This window comes from Microbulbifer maximicatervae (SeqCode) (assembly GCF_056232625.1).
In genome coordinates, this window is the sequence record NZ_CP174324.1 from 2,055,194 (window position 1) to 2,070,295 (window position 15,102).

The following is a 15,102-nucleotide window of genomic DNA, read 5'->3' on the forward strand; positions in this document are numbered from 1 at the left end:
CTATTATTTACGCCTGCGCAACCAATTCAATAAAGCCCCGCACCCAAACGCCAGAGCAATGATGACAAGCAATATCACCAACAGAAGAATGAAATAGGTGACAACATCCTTAACGGGCAGGTCCCAGCTGTAGACTGCCGCCACTACAAAGGCGACACAGGCGAGGACACTGGTAATAAAGGAGCGGCGACTTCTTTTAGCCATGACGATCTGGATACATTGATTTTCAAAACAGGTGAGACTGCCACATTTTGTGGCGCTACCATTGTATTGTCGGCACCCAGTACCGACGCGGCGTCGAATCGTGAGGGATTGGCCGGTTCCTGTCAACGCCGCAGGAGGCACCAATGAGCAGAAGAATGCTGGAACCAGAGGATCGAGCCACGCTGTTAAGGCTTTTGCACTGGCTTATGTGCCTGACCGCCATTATATCGTTAATACTGTTGGGAATCGCCTTTTTTGCCCCTAGCTAATCAGCCCACCCTTGGCCAAATGGGCGGGATCTAACAATTCCTCAAGCGTTTCTCTATCCAGGTCCGTCATTTCAACAGCAACATCCAGCACTGGCCTACAGCTGGCATAGGCGGCCTTGGCAATCTCCGCCGCTTTCAGGTAGCCAATCACTGGGTTAAGGGAGGTCACTAAAATGGGGTTGCGGCCCAGGGTTCCCTCAATATGCGCCCGATTCACCGCGAAACTGGCAACGGCTCGATCAGCCAATAGGGTCGATGCATTCGCGAGCAGGTTAATACTTTCCAGCAGCGTACTGCCTACTAAAGGCAACATAACATTCAATTGAAAATTGCCGCTCTGTCCCGCCACGGTCACTGTGGTGTCATTACCCATCACCCGGGCACAAACCATAGTAACTGATTCGGCAATAACTGGGTTCACTTTGCCCGGCATAATACTGCTCCCTGGCTGCAAGGCCTCCAGGGCGATTTCGGAGAGGCCAGCAAGGGGACCGCTGTTCATCCAACGCAAGTCATTGGCAATTTTCATCAGGGAAACTGCCAACACCTTGAGCTGCCCGGACAATTCCACCGACGTATCCTGACTGGAAATTGCGGTAAAAAAGTTCTCTGCCGGGCGAAACTGATGAGATGTGTGGGCGCTGATTTTTTGCGCGAACAGCTCGGCAAAATCCGGGTGAGCATTGAGCCCGGTGCCAATCGCCGTACCGCCTTGAGCCAGCTGGGCAAGCCGAGGCATTACCGCGCGAATTCTCTCCCGGCACGCCTCTATTTGTGCAGCCCAACCTCCAACTTCCTGCGCCATTGTCATAGGCACTGCATCCATCAGATGGGTGCGGCCAGTTTTTACAATACTTTCAAGTTCCGTGGACTTGTCGCACAAGCCAGTGTGCAAATGGCGCAACGCAGGCAGCAGGGTATCGCGCACTGCAAGCAGGGCGGACACATGTATTGCGGTAGGAACCACATCATTACTGCTCTGACTCATATTCACGTGATCATTGGGGCTGATGGTTTGATCACTGTGCTTTTCTGCGAGGTGGGCGAGCACCTCATTAACATTCATATTTGAGCTGGTACCAGAACCTGTCTGGTAAATATCGACGGGGAAATGAGTGGCATACTCCTCATCACCGAGACTGTCGCAAGCATTGATAATGGCCTCAGCCTGGGCTTTATCCAGCAACCCCAAGTCCCGGTTGGCCTCCGCAGCAGATTTCTTTATCAGCACAATGGCGCGGATAAACTCTGCAGGCAAGCCGTGACCACTGACAGGAAAATTCTCCACTGCGCGCTGGGTTTGCGCACCATACATCGCCTCAGTCGGCACCTGAACTTCGCCCAGGCTGTCCTTTTCAGTGCGGAATTCGCCACCCATTTCACTCTCCCCAGATGCGTTTAATGCATCGACAGAAGGTTATTTAGCCGCTGCAGCCCTACTCGACCACGACGGTAATTTTCTTGGACATCACAGGCTCTTTATGTGGCACATGCATATAGTTGCCCAGAACCAGTTGTAGCGTATGTTTGCCGGGTGGCAAGGTAACTTGAGTCTCGGTTTGCCCGCCACCAAAGTGAATGATGTTCTTACTCGCCGGCAAAGGCTTGCTCATATCCGGCATATCATCCACATCAATCAGCAGATGATGGTGGCCGGTATTCTCTTGATTGGTACCCGCCGGTGCCACACCCATACCAGACAAACCAAACTTCACCGTAAATGTTTGGGGCACCTTCTCTCCATCCTTCGGCGAGATAATATAGACCTTGGCATCTGCTGGGGCCTTACTGCTCATATTCGTTTTGCTTTCGTGCTCAGACGCATGTAACAGCGGCGATAGCATCAGTGCGCTGGCAAACAGCAGAGAACTGGATTTAATCATGTGTATTCCTTCCTGATAGGGCGCCCAGATCGCGCCAATTCTTATAATCTGGCTTTACAGCTTCTCGGCCGCGGCACCTTGGTACCGTTCGGCAAAGACACTTTAACAGACCAAAGTTTCAGTTCCAGGGACTATGAGGGAATATAGTTGCGGAAAGAAAAAGAGAGATAGGATTTGTGACAGGGCTGCTTATTTAAATCTGCTTTGCGGCAATTAGGCAAGAGAGGGCCCGGACCAACCGGGCCAGAAAAATCAGATACTCACCCGCCCCTCTTGGGTCCACTCGCAGCGAACCTGCATATCGCCGCTACCCGGCTCGTGATAAAGGCCAGCGGATTCCCAGCTGAAAGAGTGAACGCCGGAAAGCTCAGTTTCCAAATGCACAGTTGCCGAAACCCAATACATACTCTTCAACAACTCTTCAAACTTCTGTATCCACAAATCCCACTCGTACTCTACCGCCCGATAGGAAGCGCCAAAGTGGATAACATCGGTTTGGTACTGGGATTGCTTCACCTTAATGGTGGGAATAGCAAACATATCCCGGCACAGAAATGGCCATTCATCAGCACTGGGCAGAGCGAGCACAGCATTGCGGTTCACCCTGCGCCGATCGCTGCCGCCAGCGAGGCTATTGCTGTCTTTGATACATCCGTAAACGATGGATTCCTGATCGCCCTGAAGCATTAATTCCATTCCTTACCACAGTGCCACTGGACATCAGGTACCCAGGGCAAAACAGATCTAAGGCATCAACTTTAACGGCGAAGCGACCAGAAAGCCACAAAACAAAACACGAACCTGCAAAGTGCTCAAAAGTTCGGCTATTCAGTTACTAATGGTGCCCCGCCTAAAATACCAGGACTAAATCTCAAAGCCCCTTTCGCGCAGCATATCCAGAAGCGCCTCTTCATCCATAACCGTGATACCCAGTTCCTGTGCTTTGGTCAATTTTGAGCCGGCGCCTGGCCCTGCAACCAGAGTGCCGGTCTTGGCGGAAACACTTCCTGCGACTTTCGCACCCAGCCTCTGTAAATAGTCTTTTGCTTCACTGCGGGACAGGGTTTCCAGTTTGCCGGTAAGCACCCAGGTTTCCCCTGCCAGGGGCTGATCCTGCTCGTCACTCTCCTCCGCTTGCCAATGCACACCCGCCTGCTGCAGTGCCTCCACCTCTTCTTGGGCATGAGGTTGCTGAAAAAACTCAGCAACAAAATGAGCGACCACTGGGCCCACATCTTCAACTTCCTGCAAAGCCTCGACATCTGCCGACATTAGCGGATTCAATTCGCCAAAGTGCCGCGCCAAATTGCGCGCTGTCGCCTCACCCACTTCCCGGATACCCAGGGCATAGAGGAATTTAGGCAGCGTGGTCTCTTTACTGCGCTCCAGTGCATCAAGGAGGTTCTGGGCAGACTTTTGCCCCATTCGCTCAAGTCCCGCCACCTGCTCCAAGGTGAGGTGGTAGAGCCCGGACACCGAGTGTAACAAGTCCTCATCTACAAGCTGCTCTACCAGCTTGTCTCCCAGACCATCAATGTCCATCGCTTTGCGCGAAGCGAAATGCTTGATGGCCTGCTTGCGCTGGGCACTACAAATCAGGCCGCCGCTACAGCGAACCACCGCCTCACCGGGCGTGGATTCCACCGGCGAGCCGCATACCGGGCAATGCGTGGGGAATTCAATAGCGTGGCCACCCGGCTTGCGCTTGCTCTCCACTACAGAAACCACCTGCGGGATAACATCTCCAGCACGGCGAATAATGACGGTATCACCCACCTGCACGCCGAGGCGCTCGATCTCATCTCGATTGTGCAGAGTTGCATTGGAAACGGTAACGCCGCCGACAAACACCGGCTGCAGGCGAGCAACCGGGGTGACCGCGCCGGTGCGCCCTACCTGGAATTCAACATCCAATAATTCAGTCATTTCCTCCTGAGCGGGAAATTTGTAGGCCATGGCCCAACGGGGTGCGCGGGCAACAAAACCGAGGCGGCGCTGCAGGGGAATACTGTTGACCTTAAAAACAATACCGTCAATATCGTAAGCGAGGTCCTCGCGCTTCTCGCCGATTTCCCGGTAGTAGTCGATGCAGCCCTGAATATCTTTAGCGACGCGCATCTCCCGGTTTGTACGGAAGCCCCAATGTCCCAGCAGCTGCAAAGTCTCAACGTGCTTTTCCGGCAGCTCACCGTCCTCTACAAGGCCAGTGCCATAAACACACAATTCCAGCGGTCTCTGCGCGGTTATGCGGGAGTCCAATTGACGCAAACTACCGGCAGCGGCATTTCGAGGATTTACGAAAAGCTTCTCACCCGCCGCGGCCGCTTTGCGATTCAATTCGGCAAAGCCCGCTTTCGGCATATAGATTTCGCCGCGCACTTCCAATACACCCGGATGCTTTTCAATACCATCTGCTTGACGCAAACGCAGAGGTACAGATCCCACGGTGCGTACATTCTGGGTGATATCCTCACCCGTCGTGCCATCCCCTCGCGTTGCCGCTCGCTCAAGTACGCCGTCGCGATACAAAAGGCTGATAGCGATACCGTCTAACTTGGGTTCACAGGCGTATTCCACCGGCCCTTTACTGTTGAGGCGCTCACACACCCGGCGGTCAAACTCCAGCAACTCTTCATCATTAAAGGCGTTATCCAAAGACAACATCGCCACCTCATGGCGAACTTCCTGAAAAGAGGAGAGCGGCTCTGCGCCTACCCGCTGGGTGGGAGAATCCGGTGTCAGTAGCTGAGGGAATTCACTTTCCAGGTCCTGCAACTCGCGCAGGCGCCGGTCGTACTCAATATCCGGCAACTCGGGATCATCAAGCACATAGTATTGGTGATTCGCACGCTGGAGGATTTCATGTAATTCCTGAACACGTTCGCGCACTTGAGGGGAAATAGTTTGATGAGTCATCGGCAATTCGAGTGAATAAAAATAATAGTTAGAAAATTATTTCGATTTTACATGCAAATACGGCCCGAGCTTACGGCTAATTTCCAAAATGAAAATCAGCCGGCATCCCGGGCCGCATTAAAAATGGCAACAATTATTTAGAGATTGCGAGTTAGCTTTGCGCCATCGCTAAAGTCCTGCGGCGCTGGTACTCCACAACCCGCTGACGATAATGCTCCGCCGTTTGCGCGGTAAATACACTGCGATTCTCATCCTTCAATTCGCCACCGAGCAGCTCGGCAATTTTGTATGAGGTGGAAAGCAGTTGATCGAAAGCTTTAATCGCCTCGCCTTCCACAGGTAGTGTCAGGAACAGGCTAACACCTGGCGTGGCAAATTCTTCCATCTGGGCCAGATCGAAAACGCCGGGCACAACAATATTGGCGAGGCTAAAGATAATGGCCCCATCAGCACCGCCGTGCTCATGGTAGTGAAAAATATTCATTTCACCAAAGCGCATGCCACAGGCAACCATCACCCGAAGTAAGTCATTGCCCTCGAAGTAATCCCCTTCTGGCGCCATTACATTAATCACCAACACCTCACGGGTGGGGGCACCTTCACCAACACTGCCAGAGCTTGGAGACTGAGAAGATCGCTCGGATTGAGAATCCTCATGCACCGCTTCATGCTCAGGACTGTGAGCGCTATCCATCGCATTTAGGCTTTCAGCCTCATCTAATGCAGGCTCATAGCGCTGCTCTTCACCGACCGACTCCATCAGGGTGGGGACTTGCTCTTCCAAATCGAGGATACCCTGCTCTTCCGGACTCCTCTGGGGACTGCTGCCGGCGAGCGGTTTGCGCGAGGAAATAAAGCTCTCCTGCACCTGGCGATTCACATGTAGCGCATCCTCTAGCGGACGGCGCTGAACAACGCGAGCCTGCCCCGGCAATTCGCTGTTTGCGGGCTTGGGCTCCCGCGTCTCCAGGGGTTTGCGGACCGAGGGCTCTTCTTCAGCCTTCTCTGAGACCGGATCAGCTTCATTTTTTACTTCAGATTGCATGGCCCGCGACAGATTGCGGGAGACCTTAACTGCCGCGCGCTGCCGCAAGATCGCCCGGCGTATGCCATCGACCACAACGACCAACAGAACGACAACCAGGATTGTAACCAGCCAGTTATCCATTTTTTAGCGCCTCTCCCTTTACGCCCTTATGCAGAAGCCAGCTCGGCTGCTTCTTCCACATTCACCGACACCAGTCGGGATACACCCGGCTCGTGCATGGTAACCCCCAGCAACTGATCCGCCATCTCCATTGCGATCTTATTGTGGGTAATATAGATGAACTGAACGTGTTCTGACATTTCTTTAACCATTCGTGCGTAACGACCAACGTTAGCATCGTCAAGGGGAGCATCCACCTCATCCAACATACAAAAAGGTGCTGGATTCAGACGGAAAATCGAGAATACCAAAGCGATCGCCGTCAGCGCTTTTTCTCCACCTGAGAGCAGGTGGATTGTGCTGTTGCGCTTGCCCGGCGGGCGGGCCATGATCGCGATACCAGTATCGAGCAGATCTTCACCGGTAAGTTCCAGATAGGCATTACCACCACCGAAAACTTTCGGGAAGAGTTCCTGCAGGCCCGCATTTACCTGATCAAAAGTTTCCTTGAAGCGGGTTCTCGTTTCCTTGTCGATTTTCTTAATTGCATTTTCCAGGGTCTCCAGCGCTTCCATCAGATCCCCATGCTGGCGATCCAGGTAGTGCTTGCGCTCAGACTCCTGCTTGTATTCATCGATAGCGGCGAGGTTAATCGGCCCGAGACGCGAGATACGCGCGGCTACCAATTCCAAATCTTCCTGTACCTGTTTAATCGTCAGATCGCCAGGTAACTGTTCGAGCAGCTGATCGATATCGTGCTCGCTCTCGCGCAGCTGCTCTACCAATCCGTTTCGCTGCACTTCCAGAGTCTGCGCAGCGAGACGCTCCTGCTCAAGCTGCGCGCGCACCCCCTGAAGAGCCGCCTCCACTTTGTGGCGCTCCTGTTCCTGCTCACGCAGGCCAGTCTCCACTTCTTCCAGCTTTTTGCGCGCATCGGCGAGTTCCGTTTCCACCTCAATACGCTCGCCGAGTTTTTCTTCCAACTCAGCCTGAAAATCCTGGGAGGGGTCCTGGGTCTCCTCCATTTGCTCCTGTAATTGCTGACGACGACTGCGCAACCTTTCCAGCTGCTCGCTCATCACCTGCAAGGTCCGCTCGAGAGACACCATTTGGGTGCGCACTGACTGCTCGCGCATAGCCAGTTCATGAGCGCGATCCTTGTCCTCCCGCGCGCGCTGGCGCACGGCATCCAAAGCTTCGCGCAATTCCTCCCGGCGTGCCATTAGCGTTTCGCGACGATCGGTATCATCACTCATCGCCTCGACAGCTTCCTGCAGCATTAGACGAGCTTCCGACAGGGACTCCCCTTCCAACTCCTGCTGCTCACGCACCTCATCGATTTCCTGCTCAATTCGGATACGGCGCTCATTCATCTGCTCCGCACGCGCCCGTCGGGCGGACAACTGGCTGCGCAGCTCTGCCTCGCGACGCCCGAGCTGGTCGGACTCATTGCGAGCTTGTTCGATGGAGCGCTCGAGATCGACCGTTTGCGTGCGCAGGGATTCGCGGCGCTCAGCAATACTCTCTATCTGCTCCTCGCACAGGGCCAACTCCTGCCCCAGGATTTCAAGATCCTGCTTGCGCGCCAGGACCCCCGCCTCTGCATCACTGGCGCGATTCACTCGCAACCAGTTGGGACCGAGCCAGAGCCCATCGCGAGTCACAATAGACTCATAAGCTTGCAAACTCGCGCGCCTGGACAGCGCCTCAGTCAAATCCTCTGCGGTATAAATTCCCGCCAAGATGCCGGAGAGAGAGGACGGCCCCTGAACCCTATCCTGTAGTGCGGGAAGTCCCCCCGCAACACCGCTACTGACTGCGCTGTTATCGATCAGTACTGCCTGGCCGCTCTCTAGTGCCGCCAAACCTTCAGCTACAGACTCAATCTGCTCAACACATACCGCCTGCAATTGGGGGCCGAGGATAGTTTCAACTGCGGTTTCCCAGCCGGGCTGGGCTTTAATCTGGTCGGCGAGCCGAGGCTTGTCAGCCAGGGCTTGCTGCTGCAGCCAATTCTCAACTGCCTTGCCCTGCCCTAAAGCAGCTTGCTGCAAGGCTTCCAGAGACGCCTGACGGCCGCGCCCGGTTTGCAGCTGCAAGCGCAACTGATCGAGTTCGGTGGCCAGTTCCCGCTCCTGCACACGGAGACTATCCAGAGACTCGCGACACTCTGCCGCTTCCTCGCGGCGCTCTTCAGCCTGCATTTCCAGCTCGGCCATCTGCTCGTTCAGCTGCAGTGTCTCTTCATCGTCGTCAGAGACCTGGAGGCCGGACTGCTCCGCCAATAGCTTGTTGACCCGCTCCAGCAGCCGCTGGCCAGAAGTTTCCAAGTGCTGGATGCGGGATTGTTGCACTTCAGCTTTCTGACGGGAGCCAGAGGCACCCTGGTTAAACTGGTCCCACTCGTTCTGCCAATTGCGCATCTGTTCTTCAGATTCGAGCAGTGCCGCAGCAGACTCCTCTTCTGCTGCCAAGACCATCTCCAGGTCCGGCAGAATAATCTCTAGCTCCTCCTCAAACTGGGCCGCTTTTTCGCGATCCACTTCGAGGTTGGTCTCTGCCTCGCGATATTCTTGTTCGGTTTGCGCCAAATCGGAATGCAAGCGAGTAGAGCGCTCACGAGCGTGGGCAATGCTCTGCTCCAAGCGGGCGATATCTCCACCGACGGCGTAGAAGCGCCCCTGGACTTCGTTAAAGCTGTCAGATAGCTCGTGGTACCCCACGCGCTTTTGCTCAATGCCTGTGTCACAGGTGACCTGGCGGGTAACCAGCTCTTCAACGGTGAGTTCAAGCTCACCTATTTGTTGCTGCTTAGCCTTGGATTGGTCATCCAGTTCGCGGTATTTAAGCGCCTGAAGATTAGCCTTGTGGCTGCGCTCTTCCTCTTTAAATCGGCTGTATTTTTCCGCTGCTGCGGACTGTCGCTCCAGTCGGGACAACTGGCGATCCAGCTCATCGCGGATATCCGTGAGGCGCTCAAGGTTTTCAGAGGTCCGTCTCATCCGGTTTTCGGTGTCCCGGCGGCGCTCCTTGTATTTGGAGATACCGGCGGCCTCTTCGATATAGACGCGCAGCTCTTCGGGCTTGGCTTCGATCAACTTGGAGATCATGCCCTGCTCAATAATGGCGTAGCTGCGCGGGCCAAGGCCGGTACCCAAGAAGAGATCGGTTACATCGCGGCGGCGGCACTTCTCGCCATTCAGGTAATAGGTGTTCTGTGCTTCCCGGGTTACCTTGCGCTTGACGGAAATCTCCGAGAAAGACGCATAGGCTCCAGAAAGCTTGCCCTCAGAGTTATCAAATACCAACTCAATCGAGGCCTGCCCCACGGGCTTGCGGCCACTGGAGCCGTTGAAGATAACGTCCGTCATCGAATCGCCGCGCAGGTTCTTTGCGGAGGATTCCCCCATTACCCAGCGCACCGCATCGATGGTGTTGGATTTACCACAGCCATTGGGACCCACCACCGAGTTGAGGTTTGTCGGAAAATAGACAGTGGTAGGGTCAACAAAAGACTTGAAGCCCGCTAGCTTGATGCACTTCAGACGCATGTATTTATAAACTCGATATTTTTCTCTGCCGGGCGGGACACCAAACCTTCAATCTTACTTGGTGTCGCCAGAGCATTCAGCGCTATTCTTCACAGTAATGATCAGTCGGGATTATCAATCCGACCAAGCAGCGGTCAAGTCAAACATGACGATCGCTACCAAATGCCAACTTGCCCCAATAGAACTCATCAATATCGGGGCAATGTGAGCTTGAGGCCAATTAGACGCAAGAATGCCATCCGGCCGCAAATAAAAATGAGGCCACAGCTTACACTGTGACCTCATTTTCGACAGTCACAGCCAGTTACAGCTGACTATCGATGGCTATTGACTGAGTTTCACTCCAGCGGGATTTAGGCAACTCGCTAATCATTCCCTGCCAATCCCCCGGGGCCGGACGCGCATCTCCCTTAATGGCCAGTCGCGCTACCAACTGCACAGAGTCGACAGTGGCGATGGAACTTCCAGGCATCATTGCTCGGGACTCATCCAGCACAACCTCTGCCGGTAACTGTCCAGCTGTGAGGCGCACGATAGCCAGAGGCATCGGGCTCGCAGCACTGCGTGCATAGATAAATACCGGGGTAGATTCTGGAGCTTCAACCCCATCCCCCAAACTGACCTGAACTCGAATCTGCGGGCCTTTCTCTTTCGTTTCTACCTTAGCCTGCACCGCTACAACTTCACCGCTGTCTGCCAAAGCGCTTTCAGCCCTGGCAACACCAGCCTGAAGCGCCTCTGCTGCTGCAGATCCTGGGGGAAGCTGGCTAAGCGCTAGCTGCCAGTGTTGGCGAGCCTTACGGTATTCTCCATTTTCAAAAGCGGCAATACCCGCCAGGCCCAGCACAGTGCCATTGGATGGCTGCACCTGTAACACCTGCTCAATCAAGGAGCGGATCTCATCGGTAATCTTGGAACCGCCGGCAAAAAACAGCGCTTGTGCCAGCTCAGCTTTTACATTTGCCGCCTGGGGCTCGCGGGCTACAACATAGCGATAGGAATCTACCGCCCCAGCCAAATCGCCACTCACCAGTAGCCGCTGCGCCAATATATAGCGACTGCTAAGATCATCTGGGTGAGTTTTAGCCCGCTCCTGCAACTGGCGGGTGATTTTTGCCTCTTCTTCCGAAGAGGTGTGCCCACTCTGACTCGCCACCATATCGCGATACAAAGCTACTTCGGACGGTCGGTCGGAAAACCCGTAGGCAGCCGCTGCAATTGCAGGCACCAAAACCGCCAGCCCGATTAGCAATCGGCCACCACCCTGCCTGGCTTCACCAGATTGACTCTCCTGCTGAGCCGCCAGTAGTTCCCGAGCAAGATCTGCCTCCAGCTGGGCAAACTGCTTTTCATCCATCGCACCGCTCTGCACTGCAGCGCGAAGTTCTTTACTGCGCTCCCGGTAGAGCGCTGCCATAGCCTCTCGCTTGCTACTACCGCTGCGACGTCTGCCTGCAGCTCTCAAAGCAGGAATCAGAAATACAAAAGCTACCAACAGTAGCAGTAGGGCTATACCAAACCAGATATCAATCATTTACCTTCCTTCCCGCTATTACCTTCATCTACAGCTCCATCTCCCAACAACTGCTTTAATCGACGCCGCTCATCATCAGTGAGTTCCCCACTGCCGTCATCCTGGCGAGCCCCGGTACCACTTTTTGAGCGCATCACGATCACAATCAAGGCCAGAAGCCCGAAAACGGCAAAGACTCCCGGAGCCAACCACAGGATCAAGGTATTTTTCTGAACAGGTGGACGGTAGAGCACAAAATCCCCATAGCGGGCCACCATGTAGTCAACGATTTCCTGATCCGTAAATCCCTCCTCCAGCAAACGGCGGATTTCACGGCGCAAGTCCGAGGAAATAGACGCATCGGAGTCTGCCAGGTTCTGGTTTTGACATTTGGGGCATCGCATCTCTTCAATAAGCACGCGATACCTTGTATCCAGCTCGGGAGAGGACAATTTTTGTGTCTCAACTACCGCATGTGCAGCGATGGACAGGCAAAAAATACCGAATACCAGTACAAGTTGGGCCAGCCAGGTCTTCTGTGTCACAGCTTTTCTCACGCTCTAACTAACGGGAATTGGGGCGATTATAACAGTGTCACCCCCCGGCGGACACGCCCACGAATTCACACAAAAGCGCGTTAACTCATTGAAAGACAAAAAAAAATTCAAAAAAGGCGTTGACGCCACGAAGAATATCATTAAGATACGCAGCTCCTGACACGGGGTGGTTAGCTCAGTTGGGAGAGCGACGGCCTTACAAGCCGTAGGTCACAGGTTCGACCCCTGTACCACCCACCACTTCTCTTACTCTTGCCCGGCAAGAGCATCCAAGAGAAGCAGGAATGCGGACCGGTAGTTCAGTTGGTTAGAATGCCGGCCTGTCACGCCGGAGGTCGCGGGTTCGAGTCCCGTCCGGTCCGCCATATACAAAAAAGCCCTGCTCGCAAGAGCGGGGCTTTTTTGTATATGGCAATATATGAGACCTTAGCAACAGCTAAGGCCCTCACCTAAAGGCCCGTTAATGCTTGCGCACAAAACCAGCCTGCAACCACCTTAAGCCGCTAATGTAATTCCACTCAACTCCCGAGCAACCGCGCGCACAACCTCTGATCGCAGAGTATTAATAAAAAAGTGGCCATCATTAAACATTTCCAGAGAGACCTCCCCCTCCATGCACTGCCTCCAAGCGAGAAGCTCCGGCTCCAACACGGTTTGATCTGAAGCACCTCCAAAAAGTGCTGCTGCGCCCTTGTACTTCCAGTCCACACTGCAAGAATAAGTTTCACTTAGCGAAAAATCGGCACGGAGAATTGGGAGAAAAACCTCCATCAATTGAGGGCTTGCCAAAACTTCCTCTGGTGTACCGTTATATTTCCTAAGCTCGGCCAACAAAGCCTCATCTGGCAGAGTGTGAAGCTTCTTTTCCTGAATCAAGTGAGGAGCTTTCTTGGCTGACAAGATTAGAAGCTTTGGCTCATCAAGACCTAGTAGGGACAACTTTCTGGCGACCTCAAAAGCAATAAGTGCACCATTACTATGCCCAAAAAAAGCTGTAGGCTTTGTGTTAAGCCTGGAAATCACTTTGGCAATAGAATTTGACAATTCATCTAGCGAGTGAAGCAAAGGCTGGCCGAACCGCCGGCCACGCCCAGGTAATTCGACGCCGAGCACCTCAACATCTGGGCCTAACTCACTTTGCCAGCCTTGAAACACTTGCGCACTCCCCCCCGCGTAAGGGAAACAGCACAATCTAATTGGCGCCGAGCTTGCACAGATAATTTCATCCCGTTGAAACCATTCGTCTACATTTTCAATTGAGTTCGTATGCATTCTTCCCGAATAAGTCATTGCGAAGATAACTCCAATTCTTGAATGACCGACTCCTCCTGATACGCCTTACCGAGCTCAAAATTGTACATCCTATCCGCCACATCAAAGTACTTATCGTCATGGGAAATAACTATCACGGTTTTACCATCTGCTTTAAATGCTGGAAGTAATTCCCGATAGAAATAGTTCCTAAAAATTGGATCCTGATCAGCCGCCCATTCATCGAAGAGATAAATAGGGGCATCTTCAGCACAAGCTAGTAGCATGGCCAGCCTTTTTCGCTGACCTTGTGATAAATCAATTGTCGATAGCTTTCCATCAACAATATCTACTTTGCCTGCCATCCCCAAGCGCTCGACATGAGGCCAGACATCCGCCTTTGAAACCAATTCTCCCTTAGAATTAAGAATGTGCTCAAACAAATAAAAGTCAGAAAAAATAGTAGAAAAATGATTTCTATACCACTGAATGTTTTTTTCTGAAATCTCAACATCGCCGAGATGGATACTGCCTGAATAATGAGAATATAAGCCGACTAGTGCTTTCGCAAAAGTTGACTTACCACTTCCATTTCCACCCCGAATAAAAACTACCTCCCCCTCAGAGGCCTCGAAATCTACCGGGCCTATTGAAAAGCTTAGATCACCCGATTCCTCATAACTATACCTTAAACCTCTAACAGATATCTTACTCCATCCGTTAACATCGTTCTTTTCGATCACTCTATCCACAAGCTGGTTTTCCACCAAACTTAGCGATTGAACTTTTTTATAAGCAACTCGCCCCTTGAAAAGAAACTGGAAAGAACGCATTACAAAATTTAGGGGGCCCACCATATAAGTAGTAAATAAAACAAAACCCGTTAAAACCGCAAGCTCAATTTCGTACACCGCAAAAGCAAAATATACAAGTAGCCCCAAGCAAAAAAACAGGATAGTTGATGCCCAACTTTGAGTCAAAACCCAATATGTCAGTGCACTGGACTCGAGCGTTTTTACCTCTTCCAATCTAGGTCGTACTAATTGTTTTAGAAAGAAACTTCTCCTAGCCTCATTTAAGCTTAACTCCTTACTTCCATCGACCATACCTTTAAACATGCTAAACATACCATCCTCACTATCCCTTAAAGCAGTGAAAATCCTAGCGCCCCGATACATAATATATGCCGTCAACGAGACACCACTACCCAAGGATAAAAAAAGAACGGTGAACATGATCGGAGACAAGTACGCCAAATAGCTGAAGCACAGCAATATTGTTGTGAGGTTTACAACAAATACCGGTATAATTGCCAACGCCTCAGAGAGGCTATTTACATCGGTGGTGATAGTAGCATGAATTCTGTGACCCCCTATCTTCTCCAGTTGTTCGTAGCTCGTGCCCAATACACTTTCAACCAACAAAGAGCGTATACGAAAGACCAAAGATGTTCCTAGTCTTGCAAGTAGCCATTGCGAAAAAAAACCTAGAGTGAACAACAGAACGATAGCCACAAGAAACGTGAGGACAAAATCATCCATTCCTGCCCCTGCTAGAGAGGCATTGATCATAGAGATCAACCATAGACTTACGCCTGCACTTAACGCGCTCAATAACGCCGCAAAAAATAGCTTCCATTTATATTCTGAAACAATTTTCGAAATCACTATATATCCTTAAAAGGCAGCAGGCCAGCGATCGACTGCCGGCCTACTATTTACTTCGCACCATCAAAGTGATGCAGTATTTACTAACAGCCAGTACTCCCTGTATAGAAACAAGTGAAACTTGCCATACAAAGAGGAGGGGGG

11 protein-coding genes and 2 tRNA genes are annotated in these 15,102 nt (G+C 52.5%); 2 read left to right on the forward strand and 11 right to left on the reverse strand.

From position 1 onward, the window contains the following. Window positions 1-3 precede the first annotated feature (3 nt). From ACJJI6_RS08930 to ACJJI6_RS08970, 9 genes are all read right to left on the reverse strand, one after another. The gene (locus tag ACJJI6_RS08930) at window positions 4-204 is read right to left on the reverse strand and encodes a hypothetical protein (RefSeq protein ID WP_282933468.1); all 201 of its coding nucleotides are present in this window, start codon (window positions 202-204) and stop codon (window positions 4-6) included. 261 nt (window positions 205-465) lie between these two features. Further along, window positions 466-1,851: a class II fumarate hydratase gene (locus tag ACJJI6_RS08935; protein ID WP_413665142.1), complete on the reverse strand. Its 1,386-nt coding sequence runs from the start codon at window positions 1,849-1,851 to the stop codon at window positions 466-468. Window positions 1,852-1,909: 58 nt separating this feature from the next. Further along, window positions 1,910-2,356 carry a DUF4399 domain-containing protein gene (locus ACJJI6_RS08940; protein ID WP_475713173.1) on the reverse strand — a complete coding sequence of 149 codons (447 nt, stop codon included), beginning with the start codon at window positions 2,354-2,356 and terminating at the stop codon, window positions 1,910-1,912. Window positions 2,357-2,608: 252 nt separating this feature from the next. Next, window positions 2,609-3,043, reverse strand: a complete 435-nt coding sequence (locus tag ACJJI6_RS08945) for a hypothetical protein (RefSeq protein WP_282933471.1) — start codon at window positions 3,041-3,043, stop codon at window positions 2,609-2,611. A 177-nt stretch (window positions 3,044-3,220) separates the two neighbouring features. Next, window positions 3,221-5,272, reverse strand: coding sequence for an NAD-dependent DNA ligase LigA (gene ligA, locus ACJJI6_RS08950; protein WP_445358679.1), 2,052 nt, complete (start codon window positions 5,270-5,272; stop codon window positions 3,221-3,223). A gap of 151 nt (window positions 5,273-5,423) precedes the next feature. After that, entirely contained in the window at window positions 5,424-6,440 is a 1,017-nt protein-coding gene (gene zipA, locus ACJJI6_RS08955) for a cell division protein ZipA (RefSeq protein WP_475713174.1), read from the reverse strand. A 26-nt stretch (window positions 6,441-6,466) separates the two neighbouring features. Next, window positions 6,467-9,970, reverse strand: coding sequence for a chromosome segregation protein SMC (gene smc, locus ACJJI6_RS08960; protein ID WP_475713175.1), 3,504 nt, complete (start codon window positions 9,968-9,970; stop codon window positions 6,467-6,469). Window positions 9,971-10,274: 304 nt separating this feature from the next. Beyond that, the gene (ccmI, locus tag ACJJI6_RS08965; protein WP_475713176.1) at window positions 10,275-11,504 is read right to left on the reverse strand and encodes a c-type cytochrome biogenesis protein CcmI; all 1,230 of its coding nucleotides are present in this window, start codon (window positions 11,502-11,504) and stop codon (window positions 10,275-10,277) included. Next, complete coding sequence (locus ACJJI6_RS08970; protein WP_444927357.1) at window positions 11,501-12,028, reverse strand: cytochrome c-type biogenesis protein; 528 nt, start codon at window positions 12,026-12,028, stop codon at window positions 11,501-11,503. Before ACJJI6_RS08970 ends, ccmI begins: the two co-directional genes overlap by 4 nt. Window positions 12,029-12,204: 176 nt before the next feature. On the opposite strand from ACJJI6_RS08970, the gene ACJJI6_RS08975 reads away from it, so the two are divergent. After that, window positions 12,205-12,280: transfer RNA gene (locus ACJJI6_RS08975), tRNA-Val, on the forward strand. Between the two features lie 48 nt (window positions 12,281-12,328). Next, a tRNA-Asp gene (locus ACJJI6_RS08980) sits at window positions 12,329-12,405 on the forward strand. A 130-nt stretch (window positions 12,406-12,535) separates the two neighbouring features. Here the strand turns inward: ACJJI6_RS08980 and ACJJI6_RS08985 are convergent. Further along, complete coding sequence (locus ACJJI6_RS08985; RefSeq protein ID WP_475713177.1) at window positions 12,536-13,330, reverse strand: thioesterase II family protein; 795 nt, start codon at window positions 13,328-13,330, stop codon at window positions 12,536-12,538. Beyond that, a complete protein-coding gene (locus ACJJI6_RS08990) occupies window positions 13,327-14,958 on the reverse strand; it encodes a cyclic peptide export ABC transporter (protein WP_475713178.1) in 1,632 nt (543 codons plus the stop codon). Before ACJJI6_RS08990 ends, ACJJI6_RS08985 begins: the two co-directional genes overlap by 4 nt. Window positions 14,959-15,102 lie beyond the last annotated feature (144 nt).